Genomic DNA, 24,691 nt, shown 5'->3' with positions numbered 1-24,691 from the left:
GCGTGTGACTCAGGCGTCCCGTACGCCCGCCGCTCCCCAGGGTTCGGCGGGCGTAGGGGGCGCCCCTTCCCCTGCCCTGATGCCGCTGACCGCCGACGCGGAGACCTCATGAACGTACTGCTCGACAATTTCCCAGAGTTCCGCGACGGCTTCATAGGAACCGTGTCGATCACCGCCATCAGCTCGGTTATCGCCTTGGTGCTCGGTGTCATCATCGCCGGTTTCCGGGTCTCGCCGGTGCCGCCGCTGCGGTACTTCGGCACGGCCTGGGTGACGCTGATGCGCAACACCCCGCTGACGCTGCTCTTCCTGATCTTCTTCTTCGTCGTCCCGGAGATCCTCTTCCCGGGCATGAGCCCGTTCGTGCTCGGCTCACTGGCTCTCGGCTTCTACACCTCCTCGTTCGTCTGCGAGGCGGTCCGTTCCGGCATCAACACCGTGCCGCTGGGACAGGCCGAGGCCGCGCGCTCCATCGGGATGACCTTCGCCCAGACGTTGCGCATCGTGGTCTTCCCCCAGGCCACGAGGATCGTCATCCCGCCGCTGAGCAGCATCTTCATCGCGCTCACCAAGAACTCCGCGATCGCGGGCGCCTTCAGCGTCGCCGAGCTGTTCGGCTGGCAGAAGCTGATGAGCGACCGCGGTTACGACATCGTCCCCGTCTTCATCTGGGTGGCCCTCGGCTACCTGGTCGTCACGTTTACCATCAGCGGCCTCTTCCGGCTGCTGGAGCGTCGCATGGAGGTCGCCCGATGAGCGCCAGCGTTCTCTACGACGCCCCGGGCCCCAAGGCCGTCGTCCGCAACCGGGTCTACGCCGTCCTCGGCACCCTCGTCATCGCGGCGCTGCTCGCCGTGAGCCTGGTGCGGCTGGCCGACAAGGGCCACCTGGCGCCCGAAATGTGGGACATCTTCAACTACGCGGGCATCCGGCAGAACATCGCCGACGCCCTCATCGCCACGCTCAAGGCGTTCGGCCTGGCCGCCGTCGGCTCGCTCGTACTCGGCGTGCTGCTCGCGGTGGGCCGCCTCTCCGACCACCGACCGGTGCGCTGGGCGGCGACCACCTTCATCGAGCTGTTCCGCTCGCTGCCGCTGCTGATCACGATCTACGCCATCTGGGTCGGCTTCCTCACCGACTACTCGATGTGGGCGCTGGCAGCGGGCCTGTCCGTCTACAACGGCTGCGTCCAGGCCGAGGTGCTGCGCGCCGGCATCAACGCCGTCCCCCGGGGCCAGAGCGAGGCCGCGTACGCGCTCGGCATGAGCAAGACCCAGGTCATGGCCGGCGTCCTCATGCCGCAGGCCGTCCGGTCCATGCTGCCGACGATCATCAGCCAGCTCGTGGTGACCCTCAAGGACACCTCGCTCGGCTTCATCATCCTGTACCCGGAGCTGCTCCAGACGGCGCGTCTGATCGCCTCCAACACTCAGGTGAACGAGCAGTACCCGTACGTCTCGACGATCGCCGTCATCGGCACGATCTACATCGCGCTCTGTCTGCTGCTCTCGTCGCTGGCGACCTGGATCGAGAAGCGCGGCCGCCGTGCCAAGACCGGCATCGCGGTGGCACCGGCCGTCCAGGCCCCCGGAACCATCGACGCGACGGCCGGCACGTTCGGCCCGGACGCGGGGGGCGCAGGGGGCGCGGGCACCGGAGCTGACGGTGCCGGTGGGACGGGAGTGCAGCCGAACTGACCGTCGGCCCTCTTTCCCGGCGGAAGCATTCGAGGCAGCGGCGCACGCGTCGCTGCCTCGGTCACTTGACGCAAGCATCCCCAATAGGTTGCATACGTTCTGTGATCACGCACCCGGCTTCCACTGCCACGTTCCGCATGACCGTACGGGCCGGAGGACACGCGCCGTGGACCCGGTGATCGTCGTCGGTGCCGGACCCGTCGGTCTGACGCTGTCGCTGGCCCTCGCCGCCCAGGGCGTCCCGTGCGTGCTCCTGGACGAGGGGCCGGGCACCGAGGAAGTACGTCTCGCCCGCACGGCCGTGCTGCGTGAGGACACCGCCGATCTGATGGAGCGCCTGGGCGCCGCCGACCTGGAAAAGGACGGGCTGCGGTGGAGCGGGTGGCGCTCGATGCGCCGGAAGCAGCTGGTCCGTGATGTGCCGCTGCGTACAGGCTCTGCGGAGTTGGGCGCCTCCGGAGCCGCCGGTGACTTCGGTGCCTCCGGTGACTTCGATGACGAGGGCGCGCCGCTCCTCCCGGCCCCTCTGCACATCCCGCAGCACGCGCTGGCCTCCGCCCTGCGCGCGGCGGTCGCGGCGGCGCCACTGGTGGAGCTGGTGCCGCTGAGCCGCATCGACACCCTGGAGCAGGACCGGGACGGCGTCACGGTGCACGCCAAGGGGCCCGGTTCGGCCTGGTGGCGCGGCAGCTATGTGGTCGGCTGCGACGGCGCCCGTTCGACCGTGCGCAAGCTCCTGGACATCAGGTTCCCCGGCCGTACGGCGGTGGAGCGGCACGCCGTCGCCGCGCTCCGGGCCGAACTGCCCTGGCCGGGCGAGGCCGTGCTGCACCGGCAGCCGCCATGGCGCGGCGGGGGCGCCGAGGTCGGTGCGCGGCCGCTGCCGGACGGGGTCTGGCGGCTGGACTGGCTGCTCCCGCCGCGCGGCGACCTGGTCACCCCGGACGCCCTGATCACCCGTATCCGGGACACCTTGGCCGGCTGGTGCGGCGAGACGCCGCCGTACGAGCTGCTCGACACCGGCGTCCACACCCTCCACCACCGCCTCGCCCGGCGCTGGCGGGTGCAGCGGGCCTTCCTGGCGGGCGACGCGGCGCATCTGCTGGGGGCGCTCGGCACCCAGGGCCTGGACGAGGGCATCCGGGACGCCGAGAACCTGGCCTGGAAGCTCGCCCACGCCTGGCACCACCGCGGCGGCGGCCTGCTGCTCGACAGCTACCAGGCCGAGCGCCGGGCCGCGGTCGCCGCCCGGCTGCGCGCCGCCGACCAGTCCCTGCCGATACTGCGGGGCGGCGGGGGGCTGCGGACGCTCGTACCGGGCGCGGTCCGCAGCCACGACACCCTGCTCGCCGACGGGCACCTGGGACGCGGAGCCCTCGGTGCGCCCCCTTCGTACTCGCACTCCCCCCTTGCACCACCGCACGCTGAGGCGCACACCACAGTGGGTACGCCCCCCGGTGCGCCGGTCGCCGATGTACGGGTGACGGCACCGGACGGAGCGGCCGTACGGCTGCGCGAGCGGCTCGGGCAGGGGCATCCGCTGGTGATCCTGGTGGCGCCCGGCACCGGGGTCTGGGACCGGCGGCACTGGCTGACCGCCGGCATCATGCCGCGCCTGGTGGAAGCCGTGGAGGCGCTGCCGTCCGCGGCGGAACTGCTGGTCACGGAGAGCTATCCGGGTGCGTCGGCCCACACCGTTCTGCTGGTCCGGCCCGATGGCCACCTGGTGGCCGCCTTCGCCGGCGTACGGCCCGCTGAGTTGTTGGCCGCGGCGCGGGCGGCGCTGGGCGGGGCGCCTGAGCCCGAAGGCGGGGAGAGCGGCGATGACGGGCGGGGGGCGGCACGCGGGCCGGGGCCTCGCGAGCGGGTTCACGCCGACCGGACCGCCCGGATCAATTGACCGTCACGGGCGCACATGGTGTACTCCAGATCATGACCGACACCGATGTGCGCCTGTGGCGGAGGGTTCATATGGACCTCCTCCGTTACGCGGGCTGCGTGTGTCGCCCGTCCTGCTGAATCGCCTTTCCCTGCCGGTCCGTGCCGCTTTCCGCACGGCCGGGACCTCGCGCGAACTTCCAGGACGGTCCCTGTGTCTTCCCCCTCTCCTGCCGTGCCCACGGCTGCTTCCGTGCCCTTCCCCGCCGGTTCCGCCTCTCCTGCCGCCGCCGTGGCCTTGGCTCCCGCTGTCTCCGCGCGGGTCGGCTGGGCCGCCCGTGCCGTCTCCTCCGGCCCGACGGTCGCCGAGCTGCTCGCCTTCGTGCGCCGCGCCGCCGAGGACACGGCGCTCATCGCCTCTCTTCCGCTCGATCCGGAGGGGCGCACCTGGGTCCGGCTCGACGGGCCCGGCGGCAGCGAGGCCTGGCTGATCGGCTGGCCGCCGGGGACCGGGACGGGATGGCACGACCACGCCGACTCGGTCGGCGCCTTCACCACCGCGTCCGGCACCCTCAAGGAGCACTCGCTCGCCGTACGGCTGCCCACCGACGGCTGGAAGACCCTGGAGCTGAACGAAGGGGTGGACCGGTCACAGGAGCTGGCGGCCGGTCAGGGCCGGGCTTTCGCGCAGAACCACGTGCACGAGGTCCTCAACGCGTCCGACAGCGTGCATGCCGTCTCCGTCCACGCGTACTACCCGCCGCTGCCGCGGATCCGCCGGTTCAGCCGCACCGGCGCGTTGCTCCGCCTGGAGCAGACCGAGCGCCCGGAGGACTGGCAGTGAGCGGCGACGGCCGTGGCGGGGCTGAGCGCGTGGGGGCTACGGAACGGGTGGCCGCCACGGAACGAGTGGGCATCGACGAGCTGCTGGAGCGGGTCCGGGCCGGTTACGTCCGGATCGACCCGCAGGAGGCGGCCGCGGCGGCGACGGACGGCGCACTGCTGGTGGACATCCGGTACGCGGCCCTCCGGGACCGGGACGGGCTCATCCCCGGCGCGCTGGTCGTGGAGCGCAACGAGCTGGAGTGGCGACTCGATCCGCAGGGCAGCCACCGCGCCACCGAGGCGGTGAGCCACGACCTCCCAGTCGTCGTCATCTGCAACGAGGGGTACGCGTCGAGCCTCGCGGTGGCGTCGCTGCGGCAGCTCGGGCTGGACCGGACCACCGATCTGATCGGCGGCTTCCAGGCGTGGCGTGCGGCAGGCCTCCCCGTGATGCCGGCCACCGCCGAAGGCTGATACCGAGCTGGTGAGGGAGGGGGCGGCCACGGGCGTGAGGTGGCCGCCCCCTCCCTCATCCGTGTCTCATCTCTGACCGGGACACACCCGAACGCCACACTCCAGTAGAGCCAACGCCGTGCGCGACCGACATTCGCTTCACACAGAGGCGAAATGTACGGAGATGAAGCACTTATGGCGATTCCTGTTCTCACCCCCGACCAGCTGGACGCCCAGGCGTCCCAGTTGCACGACACACAGGCGTGGCAGAGCATCGTCTCGGGGTGGGAGCTCACCGCCCCCGAACCCGGGCCACCCCCGGCGGAGCGTACGGAACCGGCCCGCGCGCAGCCCCCGGCACCGGGCCGACCGCCTTCCGACTGGCGGAGCCTGCTCTCCGTCCCCGTCGACCAGCTCATCGACGACGCACTGCGGACACTGCCGGCGGCTCCTCCCCCCGAGCGCCCGCTCCCTGGCCGGCTGGGGGCGGTCCTGCCCGATCGCGTCCACGCCTGGCGGCGGGTCGGCCAGGCAGATCTGAGGCCCTCCGTCCACCTCAGCTACGCACGCCAGATCCTGACCGAGTGGGGCTGGCAGAACACCCCGTACCGGCTGCGCGACGCCCGTGGGGCCCGCTGCGTCTGTGGCGCGCTGCTCACCGCGCACCGGCTCGGCTACGGCTCCCCCACCACCGTGAACCGGGCCGGCGCCTGGCTGATCACCGAGCTCCGCTTCCAGGGATGGCCCGGGCTGATCGGCCCGTGGAACCGCGCGCCGGGCCGCACCGCTGCGGACGCGCTGGCGCTCGTCGACGCGGCCACCCGCCGAGCGGCCGCAGCCGGACACTGACCGGCCGACGGACCCTGCCCCCGTCCCCCGCCTGTCTGGGAGCAGCCGCACTCGATCTCCTCCGAACCGCCGCTCTCCTCAGAAGGGCTCGCCCAGTCCCTCCGTGTCCTCGCCCTCCTCCTCCAGCGCCTGGCGCACCACCCGCAGGGCCATGCCTTCCCCGTATCCCTTGCGGGCGAGCATGCTCGCGAGACGGCGCAGCCGCTTGTCACGGTCCAGACCGCGGGTGGAGCGGAGCTTGCGGGCCACCAGCTCCCGGGCCGTCTCCTCCTCCTGGTCGGCGTCGAGCCGGCCGACCGCCTCGTCGATCATGGACGGGTCGACGCCCTTGGTCCGCAGCTCGCGGACGAGGGCGCGGCGGGCCAGCCCCCGGCCGTGGTGCCGGGACTCCACCCATGCCGCGGCGAAGGCGGCGTCGTCGATCAGCCCGACGTCCTCGAAGCGCGCGAGGACCTCCTCGGCGACCTCCTCCGGGATCTCCCGCTTGCGCAGGGCGTCCGCGAGCTGCTTGCGCGTTTTCGGCGTCCCGGTGAGCTGGCGCAGGCAGATGTTGCGCGCCTGCTCGACCGGGTCGCGCGGCTCCCCCTTGTCCCGCTGACCACGCGGCTCCCCCTGCTCAGCCCTCGACGAGGAAGGGGAACCGCTGCTCCTGGTGCCGGAGCGGGCACGCCAGCCCGTTTCTTCGCCGAACCCGGCGCCCGCGTCCGCTCCCCCATGTGAGCGGCGTCCGGACCGCGCCCCGCGGCCGGTCCCCGGCTCGTAGGCGGACCCCTCCGTGGGCCCGTCGGCGAGCTCGGGGCCGTTTCCGGGCTCCGCGGGGCTTCCCGGCCACTCCGTACGACGCGTCACGGCCTAGCTCTTGGCCGCCGCGGTCTTGGCCGGCTTCGCCTTGGTCGCCGCGGCAGCGGTCACCGGCTTCGCCGCACCGTCCGCCGTGGCCCCCGCAGCCGCCGCGCCTTCTGCGGCCGGCTCGGCGGACTCGGCCTCCGGACGGACACCGACACCCAGCTTCTCGAGAATCTTCTTCTCGATCTCGTCGGCGAGGTCGGGGTTGTCCTTGAGGAAGTTGCGGGCGTTCTCCTTGCCCTGGCCGAGCTGGTCGCCCTCGTACGTGTACCAGGCACCGGCCTTGCGGACGAAGCCGTGCTCCACGCCCATGTCGATCAGCCCGCCCTCACGGCTGATGCCCTGGCCGTAGAGGATGTCGAACTCGGCCTGCTTGAACGGCGGGGCGACCTTGTTCTTGACGACCTTGACGCGGGTCCGGTTACCGACCGCGTCGGTCCCGTCCTTGAGCGTCTCGATCCGCCGGATGTCCAGGCGCACCGAGGCGTAGAACTTCAGCGCCCGGCCACCGGTCGTGGTCTCCGGCGAACCGAACATCACACCGATCTTCTCGCGGAGCTGGTTGATGAAGATCGCCGTGGTCTTGGACTGGTTGAGGGCACTGGTGATCTTACGGAGGGCCTGGCTCATCAGACGGGCCTGGAGACCGACGTGGGAGTCACCCATCTCGCCCTCGATCTCCGCACGGGGCACCAGGGCCGCGACCGAGTCGATGACGATCAGGTCCAGGGCGCCGGAGCGGACCAGCATGTCGACGATCTCGAGCGCCTGCTCACCGTTGTCCGGCTGGGACAGGATCAGGTTGTCGATGTCGACGCCGAGCTTCTTGGCGTATTCCGGGTCGAGGGCGTGCTCGGCGTCGATGAACGCCACCGAACCGCCGAGCTTCTGCGCGTTCGCCACGGCGTGCAGCGTCAGCGTCGTCTTGCCGGAGGACTCCGGCCCGTACACCTCCACCACACGGCCACGCGGCAGACCGCCGACGCCGAGCGCGACGTCGAGGGCGGTCGATCCCGTGGGGATGACCTCGATGGGCTCGTTCGGCCGCTCACCGAGGCGCATCACCGCGCCCTTGCCGAACTGTCGTTCAATCTGTGCGAGTGCGGCGTCCAGCGCCTTCTCGCGGTCGGTTCCTGCCATGGGTTCCACCCGATTTGCTTGAGTCGATCGCTTCACGTCAAAGACGCTAACCCCTGCCACTGACAATGGGCCTCGACGTCCTCCCGGCCTGTGGACAACTCCACGGTCGGGCCCGGAAAAACCCGGCCGAAATCCATGAGAATGGATGTTCGATTTTGGTGTCAAGCGCACCACGCGGGGCCCGGCCGGTCAGACCACGCGGGGCCAGGGCGGCCGGAACGGCTGGCCCGACCCGTCGGAACGGTGTGGCCCCCGGCGGCCGGAACGGTTGGGTACACCTACGCATTGTTCGACCTGCCCCCATGGATCGATTCTTCCTGAGGCGGCGGTGGCTCCGCCCCTCGTGCATCTGCCGGCCCCCCAAGATCGGCATCCGCCGTACGAGGCCGACGTCCCATCGTCCGGAGCCTCCGCCGTGCCCCTTCCTTCGCCCGCACCCGGTGTTCGCCGTGCGCGGGCCCCGCCGGACCCCAGCCGGTCCGGCCAACCCCTCAGGAGGAATCGCATGGTGTCTCAAGCTGCGGTGTGGCGTGTCGCCGCTGCCGCGTGTGCCGTCGGCGCACTGATCGCCGGCGCCGGTACGGCCGGGGCGGCACCCACGCCCCCGACCGCTGAAGGCCGCATCCTCGGCGCCGACCGGGCCGGCGTGGTGAAGGGCTCGTACATCGTCACGTTCAAGGACTCGGTGGCGCGGGCCGACGTCGACAAGGTGGCGAGATCCCTCGTCGGACGGCACGGCGGAACGATCGGCCACACCTACACCGCCGCCCTGCGCGGCTTCTCCGTGAAGGTGGACGAGGAGCAGGCCCGGTGGCTGGCCGCCGACCCCTCCGTCGCCCGGGTGGAGGCCGACGGAGTCGCGTACGCCCTCGGCACCCAGAACGACCCGACCTGGGGCCTGGACCGCATCGACCAGCGTGACCTGCCGGGCGACCGGAAGTACACGTACCCCAACACCGCCTCCGATGTGACGGCCTACGTCCTCGACACCGGGATACGCAATTCGCACCGGGAGTTCGGCGGGCGGGCGGTCAGCGGCTACGACTTCATAGACAACGACGCCGTCGCCCAGGACTGCAACGGGCACGGCACCCATGTGGCGGGCACGGTCGGCGGCGCGACGTACGGCGTCGCCAAAGCCGTGAAGCTCGTGGGCGTACGCGTCCTGAACTGCCAGGGCTCCTCCGGCTCCACCTGGGCGCCGGTGCTGGCCGGCATCGACTGGGTGACCAAGAACGCGGTCAAGCCGGCGGTCGCCAACATGAGCATCGGCGGCGGGCGGACCGCCTCGGTCGACGACGCACTGGCCAGATCGATCGCCTCCGGCGTCACCTACGTCGTCGCCGCGGGCAACGACGGGGCCAACGCCTGCGACACCTCCCCGGCGGCGGTGCCGGGCGCGGTGACGGTCGGCGCCACCGACAGCCGCGACGCCCGGTCGATCTGGCCGAGCGGCAAGTCCTCCAACCACGGCACCTGCCTGGACCTGTTCGGCCCCGGCTCCGACATCATCTCCGCCTCCCATCTCGACGACACCGGATCCCGTTCCGACGGCGGCACCTCCATGGCCTCCCCGCACGTGGCGGGCGCGGCAGCCCTGCTGCTCTCCGCAAACCCGTCCTGGACGCCCAAGCAGGTCCACGACCGGCTGATCGCCGACGCCACCCCGAACAAGGTCACCGACGCCAGGACCGGTTCGCCCAACCGTCTGCTGTACGTCCCGGGTGACGGCACCACGCCTCCGCCCGCCGGCAAAACCTTCGAGAACACCACCGGCTACCCGATCCGCGACAACGCGACCGTGGAGTCCCCCATCGCCGTGACCGGCATCACGGGCAACGCGCCCGCGACGCTGGCCGTCACGGTCGACATCCGGCACACCTTCCGCGGTGACCTGCGGGTCGACCTCCTCGCCCCCGACGGCGGTGTCTTCCGGCTCAAGGACTACAACGCCAACGACAGCGCCGACGACGTGCGCGGGACCTTCACCGTGAACGCCGCCTCCAAGCCCGCCGCCGGGACCTGGAAGCTGCGGGTGAGCGACAACTGGGCCAACGACACCGGCACGCTGAACTCCTGGTCGCTGAGGTTCTGACCGGCCGGGTTCGGTGACACCCCACCGAACTGCCGGTGATCCACGGTCCCGAACCCTGGTGGATCCCGGCGCACCCGGCCGGTGAGACCTCTCCGCGAACCTCACCGGCCGGACGGGGAGTGACGTCCGCGGCGCCCGCACACGCGCCGCGGGCGTCGCTCCCCTTCTCACCACCCTCGCGAAGGGCCATCATGCGCGGAGAGCCATCACGAGGCCGCCGGGCGGCCCGGTCGAACCGCCCGCCCGTCATGCCCATGCTGCCCACGGGTGCGGAAGGAAGCCGTGAACGCCGACCCGCCGATCCCCCTCCCCGCTGCCCTGGCCGGGCGTTCCGCGCTCCTGGACGACCTTCGCGCGGAGCTCGGCCGTCGGCCCTCCGTCGTGGTGATCACCGGTGAGGCGGGGGTGGGGAAGAGCCGGCTGGTCCGCGAACTCCTCACGCGGACCCGGTCGTCGGGCACCCCCACCCTGGCCGCCCGCTGCCAGGAGTCTGACGCCCCCTTCCCGTACGCACCGCTCATCGAGGCGCTGAGCCTCTGCCGGCCCCGTCCGGGAGACCTGCCACCGGTGACCGGGGCACTGCGCGGGCTGCTGCCCGAGCTCGCGGGCCTCCTGCCGCCGGCACCGCCTCCTGCGGACGATCCGCTCGCCGGACAGCACCGCGTTCTGCGGGCCCTGTGCGCGTTGACCGCATCCCTGGGGAGGGTGGTTGTGGCCGTGGAGGACCTCCAGTGGGCCGACGAGAACACGGTCGCCTTCCTCCGTGCGGTCGTCTCCGACCCGCCGCCGGACCTGGGACTCGTGCTCACCGCGCGCAGCCACCCCCTCCCCCACACCGACGCGGAGGGAGGCGACGGGCTCCCCTTCCCGCTGCGCCCACCGGCCCATGTGGTGCCGGCCGAACGTCGCCTCGCACCGCTGTCGGTGGCGGAGACAGGCGCGATGGCTGCCGGGCTGCTCGGCACGCGGGCGGTGCCGGAGGAGTTCACCGACCGTCTGCACCGGTTGACGGGCGGCCTCCCGTACGTGATCGAAGAAGTGCTGCGCGGGTGGCCCGACACCACGGCGTGCCCTACCGGGACGGCGGGGGAGCCGGAACCGCCCCTGCCCGCGTCCGTGCGCCGTCCGGTAGTGGAGCGGCTGCGTCACCTTCCTTCGGACGCGCGGCGGGTGGTCGCCGCGGCAGCGGTTCTCGGTGACCCCGCGCCCGTACACCTCCTGGGGGCGGTCGCGGGGCTGAACGAGCAGGAGACCCGTCGTGCGCTCGCCGCGGCTCTGAAGGAAGGCGTCGTACGGGCGGCGGACGGAACCTACGCCTTCCCCTACGGACTGGCGCGCCGAGCCGCGTACGAGGCGGTCGCCGAACCGGAGCGGCCCGTACTGCACCTGCGCGCGGCCCGTGCCCTCGCCCGGCACGGCGGCGGCCCCTTCCCCCTGGTGCGGGTCGCCGAGCACTACCGGTGCGCCGGCCTCCGTACCGAGGCGGTGCGCTGTCTGGAGGCGGCCGCGGACCGCGCCGCCCGGGACGGGGACGCCGGTACGGCCACGGCCCGCTACCTCGACGCCCTGCGCGGCGGGCCCTCAGCCGTCGTCCGCGACCGGCTCGCACTGAAACTGGCCCGCGTCGCGCTGAACGCCCGGCCCGGACCGCAGGTGCCCGCCGCCCTGCGGGAGGTGCTCGACCAGCGCTCCCTCGGCCCCGGGCCGAGCGGTGAGATCCGGCTGCTCCTGGGGTTGTTGCTGCGCAACCAGTCGGGTTCCGGTCTCGAGGCGTTGGAGGAGATAGCGCGTGCCGTTCCCGATCTTCTCGCCGTGTCGACAGGACAGGCCGCACGGGCGCTGGCGATCATCGCGATCCCGTCCCTCAAGTGCTGGCCGGTCGGCGAGCACCGGCGTCTGCTGGCCGAGGCGGAGCGGCTGCTGCCCCGGGTCGACGAGGAGGACCTGCGCACGGCCGTCCTGGCCAACCGCGCCACCGCCCTGGCCCTGATGGGTGACCCGTCGGCGTGGGACGCGGTGGCCGATCTGCCCGACGCCATCACCGGCGAGGCGGCGGCGAGGGTGCACGCCAACCTGGCGGGGGCCGCGACCGCCCTCGGCCATCCGGGACGCGCCCGCGCCTTCCAGGCCCGGGCGTGGCAGGCCGTCCGGACGAACCACGCCCCGTATCTCGAAGCGTTCGTGGAGACCACGGACATGCTCACCGCCTTCACGAGCGGCCGGTGGGCGGGGCTGCTGGAGCGGGCCGAGCGCGCCGAGGAGCAGTACCAGGACGTGCCCGACTTCCACGCGGAGGCCCTCCTGGTCTGCGGCCTGCTGCGCCTGCACACCAAGGGGCAGACCGATGTGGCGCGTCGCCTCCTGGAGCGGGCCGTCCACACGACCGCGCTGGACACCGGCATCGTGCTGACATCCGCCGCGGCCGCCGTAATGCGGGTCCATCTGGCCGCCGACCGCCCCGCCCAGGCCGTCCAGGCGGCGGAGGGGGTGCTGCACCACATCCGCCGTACCGGTGCGTGGGTGTGGGCGACGGCCCTCGCGCCGCCGGCCGTCCAGGCGCTGATCCGGGACGGCCGGGACGGGGAGGCCCACCGCCTCGTCGCGGAGCTGGCCGACGGCATCGTCCGCCGGGACGCACCGGCTGCCCGGGCCGCCCTGCTGACCTGCCGGGCGCTGCTCACCGCGACGACCGGCCCGCAGACCGCGGCCGGCGGGTCCGATGCCCTGTACGCGGCCGCCGCGGACGCCTGGGCGGCTCTGGAACGCCCCTATGAGGCCGCGTACGTCAGGGAGGCGTGGGGGTTGCGGCTGCTGGCCGCCGGCGCCGCGGGCGGGCGCACGGTGCTGCACGAGGCCATCGCGGCCTACCAGGACATCGACGCAGTATGGGATGTGCTGCGATGCCAGCGCGGGTTGCGGGAGCACGGCCAGGTCACCGTCCGCAGGCCCGGCGCTCTGGGGTACGGCGACCATCTCTCGCCCCGGGAGCGAGCGGTGGCCCGGCTGGCCTCGCTCGGTCTCTCGAACCGCGAGATCGCACGCGAGCTCGTCCTCTCACACCGGACGGTCGAGCACCACGTGGCACGTGCCCTGCGGAAGCTGGGGCTGTCGTCCCGCACCGAGATCGGCTCGCAGCTCGGGCCCTGAGGAAACGGGTGCCCTACATTAGGGCGGTATGGGACCATCTTCGACACCGGAAGCGCCGGACAGTTCACCTGCACCAAACAGTTTCCCTGCACCGGACAGTTCCGCAGCACCGGACCGTGCGCCTCTTACGGGCTCCGATCTCGCCGGACGGGTGGCGCTCGTCGCCGGAGGCACCCGCGGGGCGGGCCGCGGGATCGCCGTCCAGCTCGGCGCCGCCGGGGCGACCGTCTACGTCACCGGGCGTACGAGCGGATCCGAGCGCTCCGAGATGGACCGGCCCGAGACGATCGAGGAGACCGCCGCCCTGGTCGACGCGGCGGGCGGCCGCGGGATCGCCGTCCAGGTCGACCATCTGGTCCCCGACCAGGTCAGCGCGCTCGTCGCACGTATCTCCAGCGAACAGGGTGCCCTGCACATCCTGGTGAACGACATCTGGGGCGCTGAGATCGAGTGGAACAAACCCGTCTGGGAGTCGTCACTCGACACCGGGCTGCACACCCTGCGACTGGCCGTCGACACACACGCCATCACCAGCCACTTCGCGCTGCCGCTGCTGATCGAGACCCCGGGCGGCCTGGTCGTCGAGATGACCGACGGGACGGACGAGTACAACGCGGCCAACTACCGCGTCTCCTTCTTCTACGACCTCGCGAAGGCCGCCGTGAACCGGATGGCCTTCGCGCTCGCCCATGAGCTCGCTCCGCACGGTGCGACCGCCGTGGCGCTCACCCCCGGCTGGCTCCGCTCCGAGGCGATGCTCCAGGCCCATGGCGTCACCGAGGCCACCTGGCGCGACGCGATCGCGCACACGCCCCACTTCGCCGTCTCCGAGTCACCCGCCTACGTGGGCCGGGCCGTCGCCGCCCTCGCCCGTGACCCGGAGGTGGCCCGCTGGAACGGCCGGTCGCTCTCCAGCGGGCAGCTCGCCCGGGTGTACGGCTTCACCGACGTGGACGGCAGCCGCCCCGACGCCTGGCGGTATCTGACCGAGGTCCAGGACCGGGGACTGCCCGCCGATGTCACGGGTTACCGCTGACCTCCGGCCGTCGTCCCGCGCTTTGCACCGGTCGGAGCCGTGACCGCGCTCACCGCCGCCGCGCTGTTCGCCACGCACGGTCCGGGGTTCGCGGCCCTGCGCCTGACCGGGCGGCCCTGGACACGGGCGCACCGGCTCGTCAGGCGTACCGGGGCGGGTAAGTCCCTCGCCCTGACCGCCGTCCTGATGGGCGCCCGGGGTGCCCTGCCGCCGTTCGCGGGCCCGGCACTCCGTCCGGCGGCGCACGCCGCGGACCGGGCGACGCTCATCCTGCTCGTCCCCGTCCTGCTCGCGCTCTGCCCGCTGCTGGTCGCCGCCCAGGCGTGGACCTGGCACACCTTCCGGCACCGGGTGACGCACCCTTCGTACCTCTGACTCAGGTCTGTCCGTCCGCTCCGTCGCCGCTCCGGCCGGGTCCGCCCAACGCCCGGCGTATCCGGGAGAGGGCCGACTCCCCGCGCCGCGGTGGGGGGCCGCCGTGCACCCTGGGGTCGTCGGTGACGTCGTACCGCTTCACGTAGGCCCCCAGGAACGCCTGGAGCGTGGCGACGGCGGGGATGGCGATCAGTGCGCCGACGGCTCCCAGCAAGGCCGTCCCCCCGACCACCGAACCGAACGCGACCGCCGGGTGGATGTCGACGGTCTTCGCGGTCAGCTTGGGCTGGAGGACGTAGTTCTCGAACTGCTGATAGACCACGACGAAGCCCAGCACCCACAGCGCGTACCAGGGGTTGACGGTGAAGGCGATCAGCATCGGCAGGGCGCCCGCCAGATACGTACCGATGGTGGGGATGAACTGCGAGACGAGCCCCACCCAGACCGCGAGCGCCGGAGCGTAGGGCACACCGAGGACGACCAGCAGGATGTAGTGCGCGACGCCGGAGATCAGTGCCATCAGGCCGCGCGAGTAGATGTATCCGCCGGTCTTGTCGACCGCGATCTCCCAGGCGCGCAGTACCTCGGTCTGCCGGGCCGGCGGCAGTACGGAACAGAGCGCGCGGCGCAGCCGGGGGCCGTCGGCCGCGAAGTAGAAGGAGAACAGGAAGATCGTCAGCAGGCGGAACAGCCCGCCGAGGACCGTGGTGGAGACGTCGAGCACCCCCGTGGCACTGTTCTGGACGTACTTCTGCAGCCAGTCGGAGTGCAGAAGACTGTCCTGGACCTGGACCCGGGAGAGCTCGGTGTGGAAGGTCTGGTTGACCCAGTTGATCACCGAGTCGATGTACTTGGGGAAGTCGTCGACCATGTCCACGATCTGACCGGCCAGCATCGACCCCAGGAGGACGACGAACCCGGCGCTGAAGACCATCAGGCCGATGAAGACGATGAACGTGGCCAGCCCCCGGCGCATTCCGCGGGCCGCCATCCGGCCCACCGCGGGCTCGATGGCGAGGGCGAGGAAGAACGCGATCAGCACATTGGTCAGCAATCCGATGACCTGGTCGAACGCCCAGCTGCCGAGCTGGAAGCAGGCGTAGAGCGCCAGGGCCAGGACCATCGCGCGGGGCAGCCAGCCCGGCATGCGGGCGGGCCCCGGGCCGGACGGTGGCGCCGGGGGCCCGGCGGGCGGGGCGTCGGACGGCTGGGCCGGAACGGTCTCGTCTGTCGATGACACGGGACAAGTCTCGCCTACGCCACCGACAGCCGGTTCCCCGGCCGGAGAACCGGCTGAGGTCAGCGCCTGCCGACGGGGACGTCCGCGGGCGTCAGCGCTTCTCCGCGGGCACGTCCATCGACGTGCAGACCGCCCGCCAGACGTCCTTCGCGTCCCAGCCCGCGTCCAGCGCCTGATGCACCGTACGGCCGCCGAGTTCGGCCATCACATGGTCACGGGCGAAGGAGTCCGCGTACACGGCACCGAAGTGGTCCGCCATCCGCTCCCAGAAAATCGTCAACCGCATGCCCTCAGTATCGTGCTCCTGAGAGTGCAGCCGGTCCTCGGGGCATGTGCCAGGGCACTTTTCCCCTCTACGGTCGGTCCATGGCTGGAACCGGAGCACATCCCCTCGTCCGCGCCGAGCACTTCGTCTGGCTCACCGCCCGCGTCCTGGAACAGCGGAGGTTCGCCCACCGCTTCCTCGACGGCGCCCCGGACCCCGTGGAGACGGCACTCGCCGCCTACCGCAACGAGGACGGCGGCTACGCCCACGCGCTGGAACCCGATCTTCGCGGTCCGGTCAGCCAGCCGTTGCACACCGCCCACGCGCTGAGCGTCCTCGACTCGATCGGCCGCTGCGACGGCCTGCGGGTGGAGCGGATCTGCCGCTATCTGAGCGACGTGTCGACCAGAGAAGGGGCGCTTCCCGCGTTGCTCCCTTCACAGCGTGGATATCCCGCCGCACCGTTCGTCCCCGTGGTCGACGATCCGCCGGCCGAACTGCTCGCGACCGGTCCGATCGTCGGACTGCTGCACCGCAACGAGGTGTGGCACGCCTGGCTGTTCCGGGCGACGGACTTCTGCTGGAGCGCCGTCGACGCCCTGAAGCAGTCGCACCCCTACGAGATCGAGGCCGCGATCGCCTTCCTGGACGGGGTGCCGGACCGGGCCCGCGCCGAGCGGGCGGCGGACCGGCTCGGCCGGCTGGTGCGCGGGCAGCGGCTCGTGGTGCTCGATCCGTCCCGGCGGGCGGAGTACCCGGTGGCGCCGGGCTACGCACCGGGCGAGCACCACTTCCCGCACGACTACGCCCGTACGCCCGGGTCACTGGCCCGCCGCTGGTTCACCGACGAGGAGCTGGAGCGCTCGCTCGACCATCTGGCGGCCGAGCAGCAGGAGGACGGCGGCTGGCCGGTGAACTGGCGGCAATGGGCACCGGGCACCGCCCTGGAGGGGCGGCCCCTGGTGACGCTCAGAGCCCTGGAGACGTTACGGGCCTACGGCCGTCCCCCGGGCTGACCGGAGCCTGGCTCACCCCAAGGCGCGGACGCCCGCCGTGACGACCACGGCCGCGCCGACGACCACCAGGAAGGGGGCGCGCAGGACGAGGGCGAGCGCCGCGGCGGCGAGTCCGGCCGCCCGGGCGTCCAGGACGAGCTGCTGCCCGTCGCCGAAGGTCTGCTGAGCGGTGAGGGCTGCCAGCAGTGCCACCGGCAGCAGGGTCGCCATCCGCCGCACGAGCGGTCGCTCAAGCACTCCCGCGGGGACCAGCAGGCCCGCGTACTTGGCGAGGTAGCAGCCCGCCGCGGTCAGTCCGATGGCTATCCAGACGTTCATGAGTCCCGTCCGCCCTTCTCCGTGGTCTTCTCCCGCGTCTCCGTGCCGGGTCCCCGCTTGCGCCGTCCCATCAGGAAGAGGACGACGGGGGCCGCGAGCGCGGACAGCAGGACCGGCACGCCGGCCGGCAGGACGGGCAGCAGCGTCAGGGCAAGAAGCACCGCGACACCGGCGGTGACGCGTTCGGTCGTGCTCTTGAGCATCGGTGCGAGCAGGGCGAGGAAGACGGCCGGGCTCGCCGCGTCCAGACCCCAGGCTTCCGTGTCACCCAGCGCCTCGGCTCCCATCGCACCCGCAAGGGTGGTGAGGTTCCACAGCACGTAAAGGGTGAGCCCGGTGACTGTGAAGCCGAGGCGCGCGGAGCGCCGGTCCGGCTGGGCCACGGTGACCGCGGTCGTCTCGTCGATCACCCAGTGGGCGGCGAAGGGGCGCGCCGCGCGGGGAAGGGCCAGCAGCTGGGACAGCCGTAGGCCGTAGAAGGCGTTGCGGACGCCCAGGAAGAACGCTCCGGCCGCCGCGGTGTACGGGTTGCCGCCCGCGGCCAACGCGCCGACCAGGGCGAACTGCGAGGCGCCGGTGAAGACGAAGAGGCTCAGGACGCAGATCTGGAGCAGGCTGAGCCCGGAGCCGGCGGCGGTGACGCCGAAGGCGAAACCGGAGAGCCCGACGGCGATGCCGACGGCGAGCGCGTCCCGGACGACGGCCGCGTCGGGCTTGTGCGGTGAGGTGCCGGCCTCCTGCGTCCGGGCGTCCGGGCCGTCCGGCAGGGCGCCGGGCGCCGTCGGGCCGGGCGGCCCGGCGGATATGGCACCGATCGCGCCGGTGCTCTCTGGGGGTGCTGTCTGTTCTGCCACGCGCCGCACGTTACGGGGACGGTCAGGCCCCGGTCTTGTACGTTCTTGCACGCTCGCACCACCTCTGGCTTGCACGCTCGCACCACCTCTAGGGCACGTCCGCGCTCCTAGGACACGTCGCGCCCGCGCCGGCACACGCCGCGCTCGCGCTGGTACGCGCCGGGCGGCACCCCCACGATCCGGGTGAAGTGCCGGTTGAGGTGCGGCTGGTCGGTGAAGCCGACGGCGACCGCGGCCCGGGCGGGGGAGATGCCCGCGTCGAGGAGGCGACGGGCCCGCCGCACCCGGGCGTCGGTGAGCCAGGTGTGCGGCGGCATCCCGTACTCCTTCTTGAAGGCCCTCAGCAGCGCGAACGGGCTGGTGCCCAGCTCGGCGGCGAGCGTCTCCAGCGTGGGCGGCGCGTCCATCCGCCCCTCCAGCGCGCGGCGGGCGCGTTCGGCGTCCCGCGCGCCCCCGGCCCGGGGCGTCACGCCGGGGAGCGAGCTGCCGTGCCGGGTGAGCAGGCGGACGACCAGGATCCGCAGCAGGCTGTCGGCGGCCAGCGCGTTGCCCTCCTCCGCGGCCCGGTGCACCTGGGTGATCAGCCGGGCGGCGTACGGGTCGCTCACCCGCGTCTCGGCGAACCCGACCGTGCCGCGCAGGTGCGTCACGTCGGCCGCGATGTCGTTGACGACCTGGGAGGAGGGGTAGAGCGTGTCGTACGTCCAGCCCTCGGGCCGTCCGGGGCGGGCGGTGTGCGGCACTTCCGGGTTGATCATCACGACCGTGCCGGGGATCGCGTGCACCAAGCCGCCCGGCAGCCCCACGTCCTCCACACCACCGGTGACCGCGCCGAACACGTACCCCTCGTGGCTGTGCCGGGGGAAGGTGTGGCGGACGTACCGGGCGCGCAGGAGGTCGAGGTCGGGCAGCTCCGCGTACGTCCAGTGCCGCGCCCACTCCTTCGCCCGATCCGCTCCCGCCATGGCCACATTCTCGCAGGTCCCGGCGGTGCGCCGCAGGGTGAGGGGCGGCTCCGGGCGGTGTCGCGGGCCCGTTGTCAGTGGCGGGGTGCACGATGGGGGACATGACCGGCTCCGCTCTCGACGCCTTCTCGCCCGCGACCCGCAGCTGGTTCGCCGGTGCCTTCAGCGCGCCCACCGCCGCGCAGGAGGGTGCCTGGCGTGCCATCCGCGAGGGCAGTGACGTGCTGGTGGTAGCGCCTACCGGTTCCGGCAAAACGCTGGCCGCGTTCCTCGCCTCGCTTGACCGGCTGGCCGCCGGTCCGCCGCCCGCCGAGACGAAGAAGCGCTGCCGCGTGCTGTACGTGTCCCCTCTCAAGGCGCTGGCGGTCGACGTCGAGCGGAATCTGCGCTCCCCGCTCACCGGCATCCGCCAGGAGTCGGTGCGCCTCGGCCTGCCCGAGCCGGAGGTGCGGGTGGGCATCCGGTCCGGTGACACCCCTCCCGCCGAGCGGCGCTCCATGGTGACCCGGCCGCCGGACATCCTGATCACCACGCCCGAGTCGCTGTTCCTGATGCTCACGTCCTCCGCCCGGGACGCGCTCGCCGGCGTCGAGACGGTGATCCTCGACGAGGTGCACGCGGTCGCCGGTACGAAGCGCGGCGCCCATCTCGCGCTGTCCCTGGAGCGGCTGGACGAGCTGCTGCCCCGGCCCGCCCGCCGGATCGGGCTCTCCGCGACGGTCCGGCCGGTCGGGGAGGTGGCCCGGTTCCTGTCGCCGCAGCGCAAGGTGGAGGTCGTCCAGCCGCCGTCCACGAAGGAGTTCGACCTCTCGGTGGTCGTCCCGGTCGAGGACCTGGGCGAACTGGGCGGCTCCCCCGCCACCGACGGGGACGCCGCCCAGGCGGAGAAGCCCTCGATCTGGCCGCATGTGGAGGAACGCATCGCCGACCTGGTCCAGTCGCACCGCTCCACCATCGTCTTCGCCAACTCGCGGCGGCTGGCGGAGCGCCTGTGCAACCGGCTCAACGAGATCGCGTACGAGCGGGCCACCGGCACCGCCTTCGACCCGGCCAACCCCGCCCCCGACCTGCCGGAGGCGCACGCTCCCGCCGAGGTCATGGCCCAGTCCGGCACGGCCCGGGGTGCCCCCGCGCTGCTGGCCCGCGCCCACCACGGTTCGGTCTCCAAGGAACAGCGGGCGCAGGTGGAGGAGGACCTCAAGGCGGGAAGGCTGCCCGCCGTGGTGGCCACCTCCAGCCTGGAGCTCGGCATCGACATGGGCGCGGTCGACCTGGTGATCCAGGTCGAGTCCCCGCCCTCCGTCGCGTCCGGCCTCCAGCGGGTGGGCCGGGCGGGGCACCAGGTGGGCGCGGTCTCCACGGGAGTGGTCTTCCCGAAGTACCGCGGCGACCTGGTGCAGGCCGCCGTCGTCACCGAGCGGATGCGGACCGGGGCGATCGAGGCGCTCCGCATCCCGTCCAACCCACTGGACGTCCTCGCCCAGCAGCTGGTCGCCATGGTGGCGCTGGACAGCTGGCAGGCGGACGACCTGCTGGCCCTGGTCCGCCGGGCCGCCCCGTTCGCCTCGCTCCCCGAGTCGGCGTTCACCGCCGTGCTCGACATGCTCGCCGGACGCTATCCCTCCGACGCCTTCGCCGAGCTGCGCCCCCGCGTGGTCTGGGACCGGGTCGGCGGTACGGTCACGGGCCGCCCCGGCGCGCAGCGGCTCGCCGTCACGTCGGGCGGCACCATCCCGGACCGCGGCCTCTTCGGGGTCTTCCTGGCCGGCGCGGACCCGAAGAAGGGCGGCGGACGGGTCGGTGAGCTGGACGAGGAGATGGTCTACGAGTCCCGCGTCGGCGACGTCTTCACCCTGGGCACCACGTCCTGGCGGATCGAGGACATCACCCGCGACCGGGTCCTCGTCTCCCCGGCCCCGGGCGTTCCGGGGAGGCTGCCGTTCTGGAAGGGCGACCAGCTGGGCCGCCCGCTGGAGCTCGGCCGCGCCCTGGGAGCCTTCCTCCGCGAGATCGGCGGGCTCTCCGGGGAGGACGCCCGGTTGCGGCTGCTCGCCGCCGGGCTGGATGCCTGGGCGGCGGACAACATCCTGGCCTATCTCGACGAGCAGCGCCGGGCCTGCGGCCACGTCCCGGACGACCGGACGATCCTGGTCGAGCGGTTCCGGGACGAGCTGGGCGACTGGCGGGTCGTCGTCCACTCCCCCTTCGGCGCCCAGGTGCACGCCCCGTGGGCACTCGCCCTCTCCGCCCGCCTCGGCGAGCGGTACGGAATGGACGCGCAGGTCATGCACGCCGACGACGGGATCGTGCTGAGGCTCCCCGACGCGGACATGATGGGCCTGGACCTGCTCGACTTCGACGCTCCGTCGGCCGGGGACGCGGAGAGCGACGGACCGGCGCCGGGAGCCTTCTCGTACGACAGCGAACAGCCCCCGGTCGGCGCCACCGACGTCGTCTTCGACCAGGGCGAGGTGCAGCAGATCGTCACCGACCAGGTCGGCGGCTCCGCGCTGTTCGCCGCCCGCTTCCGCGAGTGCGCCGCCCGCGCCCTGCTGCTGCCCCGCCGCTCCCCCGGCAAGCGCACCCCGCTCTGGCAGCAGCGCCAGCGCGCCTCCCAGCTGCTCCAGGTGGCCTCCGAGTTCGGTTCTTTCCCGATCGTGCTCGAAGCCGTCCGCGAGTGCCTCCAGGACGTCTTCGACGTCCCCGGGCTCACCGAACTGATGGGTGACCTGGAGGCTCGCCGGGTCCGCCTGGTCGAGGTCACCACCCAGGAGCCCTCGCCGTTCGCCCGCTCCCTCCTCTTCGGTTACGTCGCCCAGTTCCTGTACGAGGGCGACTCACCGCTCGCCGAGCGGCGGGCCGCCGCACTCTCCCTGGACTCCCACCTCCTGGCCGAGCTGCTGGGCCAGGCGGAGCTGCGCGAGCTGCTCGACCCCGAGGTCCTGACCGAGCTGGAGCGGGAGCTCCAGTGGCTCACCGAGGACCGCCGGATCAAGGACGCCGAAGGGGTCGCGGACCTGCTGCGCGTACTCGGTCCCCTGACCGACGCCGAGCTGGCCGAGCGGGGCGCCGAGCCCTCCTGGGCGCCGGAGCTGGCCACGGCCCGCCGGGCCATCCAGGTCCGGATCGGCGGGGCCGGCCACTGGGCGGCGATCGAGGACGCGGGGAGGCTGCGCGACGCGCTGGGCACCGCACTCCCGGTCGGTGTTCCGGAGGCGTTCACCGAGCCGGTGAAGGACCCCCTCGGCGATCTCCTCGCCCGCTTCGCGCGGACGCACGGCCCGTTCACCGCTGCCCGGGCCGCCGAGCGGTTCGGCCTCGGCACGGCTGTCACGGACGGCGCGCTGCAACGGCTCGCCGCCTCCGGCAGGACCGTCCAGGGCGAGTTCCACCCGGCGGGCATCGGCCAGGAGTGGTGCGACGCCACCGTGCTGCGCCGGCTCCGCCGCCGTTCGCTGGCCGCGCTCCGCCAGGAGCTGGAGCCCGTGGAGCCCGCCGCACTCGCCTCGTTCCTTCCCCAGTGGCAGCACTTCGGCTCACACCGCCTGCGGGGCATCGACGGGCTGGCCCGCGCCGTCGAACAGCTGCAGGGGGCGCCCGTCCCCGCGTCGGCCCTGGAGAAGCTGATCCTGCCGAGCCGGGTCATGGGCTACACCCCGGCGATGCTCGACGAGCTGACGACCACGGGCGAGGTCGTCTGGGCCGGTGCGGGAGCGCTGCCCGGCAAGGACGGCTGGCTCTCCCTCTACCCGGCCGACAGCGCGCCGCTGCTGCTGCCCGCCCCGCACCCGCTGGAGCTGTCGGCACTCCACGAGTCCCTGCTCACCACCCTCTCCGGCGGGTACGGCCTCTTCTTCCGGCAGATCGCCGACCAGGTCCGGGCCACCACCCACCCGGACTGCACCGACCAGCAGCTCGCCGACGCTCTCTGGGAGCTGGCCTGGTCGGGCAGGCTCACCAACGACACCCTCGCCCCGCTCCGCTCGCTCCTGGGCTCCGGACGCACGGCGGGCTCCACCGCCCACCGCGCCCGGCGCAGCGTGCCCCGCGGACGGTACGGATCGCTCACCGCCGCCCGGCCCGCCTCCCGCACCGGCCCCCCGACGGTCTCGGGCCGCTGGTCCCTGCTGCCCCCGCGCGAACCGGAACCGACCCACCGCGCCCACGCCCTGGCCCGCACCCTCCTCGACCGGCACGGCGTGGTGACCCGCGGCGCGGTGCAGGCCGAAGGGGTGGAGGGCGGCTTCTCCGCGACGTACCGCATCCTGGCCGCCTTCGAGGACAGCGGCCAGGCCCGGCGGGGGTATGTGGTCGAGGGTCTGGGGGCCGCCCAGTTCGCGATGGACGGGGCGGTGGACCGGGTGCGGGCGGCCGCCACGGCCCGCGACCGCAGGGACCCGGGCACCGCGCCCCAGGCCTTGGTGCTCGCCGCTGCCGACCCGGCCAACGCGTACGGCGCCGCCCTGCCGTGGCCGGAGTCCCCGGACGGCGCCGGGCACAAGCCGGGCCGCAAGGCGGGGGCGCTGGTGGTCCTCGTCGACGGCGAGCTCGCGCTCTACATGGAGCGCGGCGGCAAGTCCCTGCTCGCCTGGCAGTCCGACCCCGAGTCACCCGCGCTCCTGGCAGCGGCCGAGGCCCTGGCCGCGTCCGCCCGCGCCGGTGCGCTCGGCACCGTGACGGTGGAGCGGACCAACGGGGTCTCCTCCCTCACCTCGCCGCTGGGCCGGACCCTGGAGGCGGCCGGGTTCCTCGCCACCCCGAGAGGCCTGCGCCTGAGGGCCTGAGCCCAACGGGCCCGCCGGGCCCATCATGGAGGTATGCCCGAAGGAGACACCGTCCTGCAGACCGCCGCCCGGCTGCACGCAGCCCTGGCGGGGCGGGTCCTGACCCACGCCGACCTGCGCGTCCCCCGGTTCGCCACCGCCGATCTGAGCGGCCGCACCGTCCTGGACGTCACCGCACGCGGCAAACACCTGCTGACGCGGATCGAGGGCGGCCTGACGCTGCACAGCCACCTCCGGATGGACGGGGCCTGGCGGGTGTACGCACCGGGTGAGCGCTGGAGCGGCGGCCCCGGGCACCAGATCCGCGCCGTTCTGACCAACGCCGACCACACCGCGGTCGGCTACCGGCTCCCCGTGCTCGAACTGCTGCGCACCAGCGAGGAGAGCAAGGCCGTCGGCCACCTCGGGCCGGACCTGCTGGGCCCGGGCTGGGACCCCGGTCTTGCCGTGGAACGCCTCCTCGCCGCCCCGGAACGCCCCCTCGGCGAAGCGCTCCTGGACCAGCGCAATCTCGCGGGCATCGGCAATGTCTACAAGTGCGAGCTGTGCTTCCTGGCCCGCTTCACCCCCTGGCTTCCCGTGGGCGCCCTGCCCGACGGAGCCCTCCCCCGGCTGGTCGCCCTCGCCCACCGCCTCCTGGACGCCAACCGCGAGCGCCCCACCCGCACCACCACCCTCCGCGCCGAGCGCCGCCCCCGCCCCAGCACCCCGGCCCCCGCTCATGGCCGAAGGCCGCTCCCGCCCCCTCGGGTACAGGAACCCCTGTACGTCTACGGCAGGGCCCGCCGCCCCTGTCTGCGCTGCGGAACCCCGATCCGGAAGATCGTCCAGGAAGACCGGCCCACGTACTGGTGCCCGGCCTGCCAATCGGGCCCCACGCCCTGAGCAGCACAAGGCCCGAACGTCAG

The 24,691-nt window shown here is 73.0% G+C and carries 21 protein-coding genes; 14 read left to right on the top strand and 7 right to left on the bottom strand.

Going from position 1 to position 24,691, the window contains the following annotated elements; all coding sequences use genetic code 11:
• Positions 1–108 precede the first annotated feature (108 nt).
• From ABZ154_RS01485 to ABZ154_RS01455, 7 genes are all read left to right on the top strand, one after another.
• Positions 109–756, top strand: coding sequence for an amino acid ABC transporter permease (locus ABZ154_RS01485; protein WP_128844553.1), 648 nt, complete (start codon positions 109–111; stop codon positions 754–756).
• A complete protein-coding gene (locus ABZ154_RS01480; RefSeq protein ID WP_356827951.1) occupies positions 753–1,697 on the top strand; it encodes an amino acid ABC transporter permease in 945 nt (314 codons plus the stop codon). Before ABZ154_RS01485 ends, ABZ154_RS01480 begins: the two co-directional genes overlap by 4 nt.
• A 166-nt stretch (positions 1,698–1,863) precedes the next feature.
• Entirely contained in the window at positions 1,864–3,597 is a 1,734-nt protein-coding gene (locus tag ABZ154_RS01475; RefSeq protein WP_356827949.1) for an FAD-dependent monooxygenase, read from the top strand.
• Positions 3,598–3,629: 32 nt separating this feature from the next.
• Positions 3,630–3,716 carry a putative leader peptide gene (locus tag ABZ154_RS01470; RefSeq protein ID WP_311307652.1) on the top strand — a complete coding sequence of 29 codons (87 nt, stop codon included), beginning with the start codon at positions 3,630–3,632 and terminating at the stop codon, positions 3,714–3,716.
• Between the two features lie 73 nt (positions 3,717–3,789).
• Positions 3,790–4,419 (top strand): cysteine dioxygenase, encoded by a 630-nt coding sequence (locus tag ABZ154_RS01465; protein WP_356827947.1) that lies wholly within the window; start codon positions 3,790–3,792, stop codon positions 4,417–4,419.
• Positions 4,420–4,466: 47 nt separating this feature from the next.
• Entirely contained in the window at positions 4,467–4,874 is a 408-nt protein-coding gene (locus ABZ154_RS01460; RefSeq protein ID WP_356827945.1) for a rhodanese-like domain-containing protein, read from the top strand.
• Between the two features lie 174 nt (positions 4,875–5,048).
• Positions 5,049–5,702 (top strand): hypothetical protein, encoded by a 654-nt coding sequence (locus tag ABZ154_RS01455; protein WP_356827943.1) that lies wholly within the window; start codon positions 5,049–5,051, stop codon positions 5,700–5,702.
• Between the two features lie 78 nt (positions 5,703–5,780).
• On the opposite strand, the gene recX is transcribed toward ABZ154_RS01455, so the two are convergent.
• Together recX and recA are read right to left on the bottom strand one after the other, a co-directional pair.
• Positions 5,781–6,551, bottom strand: a complete 771-nt coding sequence (gene recX / locus ABZ154_RS01450; RefSeq protein WP_356827941.1) for a recombination regulator RecX — start codon at positions 6,549–6,551, stop codon at positions 5,781–5,783.
• A 3-nt stretch (positions 6,552–6,554) separates the two neighbouring features.
• Positions 6,555–7,688, bottom strand: coding sequence for a recombinase RecA (gene recA, locus ABZ154_RS01445; RefSeq protein WP_356827939.1), 1,134 nt, complete (start codon positions 7,686–7,688; stop codon positions 6,555–6,557).
• Between the two features lie 505 nt (positions 7,689–8,193).
• Between recA and ABZ154_RS01440 the strand changes: the two genes are divergently transcribed.
• The 4 genes from ABZ154_RS01440 to ABZ154_RS01425 all read left to right on the top strand — a co-directional run bounded on the left by ABZ154_RS01440 (position 8,194) and on the right by ABZ154_RS01425 (position 14,341).
• Positions 8,194–9,783, top strand: a complete 1,590-nt coding sequence (locus ABZ154_RS01440) for a S8 family peptidase (RefSeq protein WP_356827937.1) — start codon at positions 8,194–8,196, stop codon at positions 9,781–9,783.
• A 282-nt stretch (positions 9,784–10,065) separates the two neighbouring features.
• Positions 10,066–12,930, top strand: coding sequence for an AAA family ATPase (locus tag ABZ154_RS01435; RefSeq protein WP_356827935.1), 2,865 nt, complete (start codon positions 10,066–10,068; stop codon positions 12,928–12,930).
• Between the two features lie 28 nt (positions 12,931–12,958).
• Positions 12,959–13,966 (top strand): SDR family oxidoreductase, encoded by a 1,008-nt coding sequence (locus ABZ154_RS01430; RefSeq protein WP_356827933.1) that lies wholly within the window; start codon positions 12,959–12,961, stop codon positions 13,964–13,966.
• A 39-nt stretch (positions 13,967–14,005) separates the two neighbouring features.
• Entirely contained in the window at positions 14,006–14,341 is a 336-nt protein-coding gene (locus tag ABZ154_RS01425; RefSeq protein ID WP_356827931.1) for a hypothetical protein, read from the top strand.
• 1 nt (position 14,342) lies between these two features.
• Here ABZ154_RS01425 and ABZ154_RS01420 read toward each other — a convergent pair whose 3' ends face one another.
• Both ABZ154_RS01420 and ABZ154_RS01415 read right to left on the bottom strand, forming a co-directional pair.
• Complete coding sequence (locus ABZ154_RS01420; RefSeq protein ID WP_356828174.1) at positions 14,343–15,488, bottom strand: AI-2E family transporter; 1,146 nt, start codon at positions 15,486–15,488, stop codon at positions 14,343–14,345.
• 184 nt (positions 15,489–15,672) lie between these two features.
• Positions 15,673–15,867 carry a DUF3046 domain-containing protein gene (locus tag ABZ154_RS01415; RefSeq protein WP_326703166.1) on the bottom strand — a complete coding sequence of 65 codons (195 nt, stop codon included), beginning with the start codon at positions 15,865–15,867 and terminating at the stop codon, positions 15,673–15,675.
• An 80-nt stretch (positions 15,868–15,947) separates the two neighbouring features.
• On the opposite strand from ABZ154_RS01415, the gene ABZ154_RS01410 reads away from it, so the two are divergent.
• Positions 15,948–16,862 carry a hypothetical protein gene (locus ABZ154_RS01410; RefSeq protein ID WP_356827929.1) on the top strand — a complete coding sequence of 305 codons (915 nt, stop codon included), beginning with the start codon at positions 15,948–15,950 and terminating at the stop codon, positions 16,860–16,862.
• 12 nt (positions 16,863–16,874) lie between these two features.
• On the opposite strand, the gene ABZ154_RS01405 is transcribed toward ABZ154_RS01410, so the two are convergent.
• The 3 genes from ABZ154_RS01405 to ABZ154_RS01395 all read right to left on the bottom strand — a co-directional run bounded on the left by ABZ154_RS01405 (position 16,875) and on the right by ABZ154_RS01395 (position 18,999).
• Positions 16,875–17,180, bottom strand: a complete 306-nt coding sequence (locus tag ABZ154_RS01405) for an AzlD domain-containing protein (RefSeq protein ID WP_326703168.1) — start codon at positions 17,178–17,180, stop codon at positions 16,875–16,877.
• A complete protein-coding gene (locus tag ABZ154_RS01400) occupies positions 17,177–18,034 on the bottom strand; it encodes an AzlC family ABC transporter permease (RefSeq protein ID WP_356827927.1) in 858 nt (285 codons plus the stop codon). The genes ABZ154_RS01405 and ABZ154_RS01400 overlap by 4 nt, the downstream gene beginning before the upstream one ends.
• Before the next feature lie 107 nt (positions 18,035–18,141).
• On the bottom strand, positions 18,142–18,999 hold the full coding sequence (locus ABZ154_RS01395; protein ID WP_356827925.1) for an AraC family transcriptional regulator: 858 nt from the start codon (positions 18,997–18,999) through the stop codon (positions 18,142–18,144).
• A gap of 101 nt (positions 19,000–19,100) precedes the next feature.
• Between ABZ154_RS01395 and ABZ154_RS01390 the strand changes: the two genes are divergently transcribed.
• On the top strand, positions 19,101–23,783 hold the full coding sequence (locus ABZ154_RS01390) for a DEAD/DEAH box helicase (RefSeq protein ID WP_356827923.1): 4,683 nt from the start codon (positions 19,101–19,103) through the stop codon (positions 23,781–23,783).
• Positions 23,784–23,816: 33 nt separating this feature from the next.
• Positions 23,817–24,668, top strand: a complete 852-nt coding sequence (locus ABZ154_RS01385; protein WP_356827921.1) for a DNA-formamidopyrimidine glycosylase family protein — start codon at positions 23,817–23,819, stop codon at positions 24,666–24,668.
• Positions 24,669–24,691: the final 23 nt, after the last annotated feature.

Origin of the sequence: Streptomyces sp. NPDC006261, assembly GCF_040613515.1 — a bacterium.
In the GTDB taxonomy this organism is placed as follows: Bacteria; Actinomycetota; Actinomycetes; order Streptomycetales; family Streptomycetaceae; genus Streptomyces.
The sequence above is the reverse complement of the archived record's forward strand: the minus strand, read 5'-3'. Positions and strand labels throughout refer to the sequence as shown.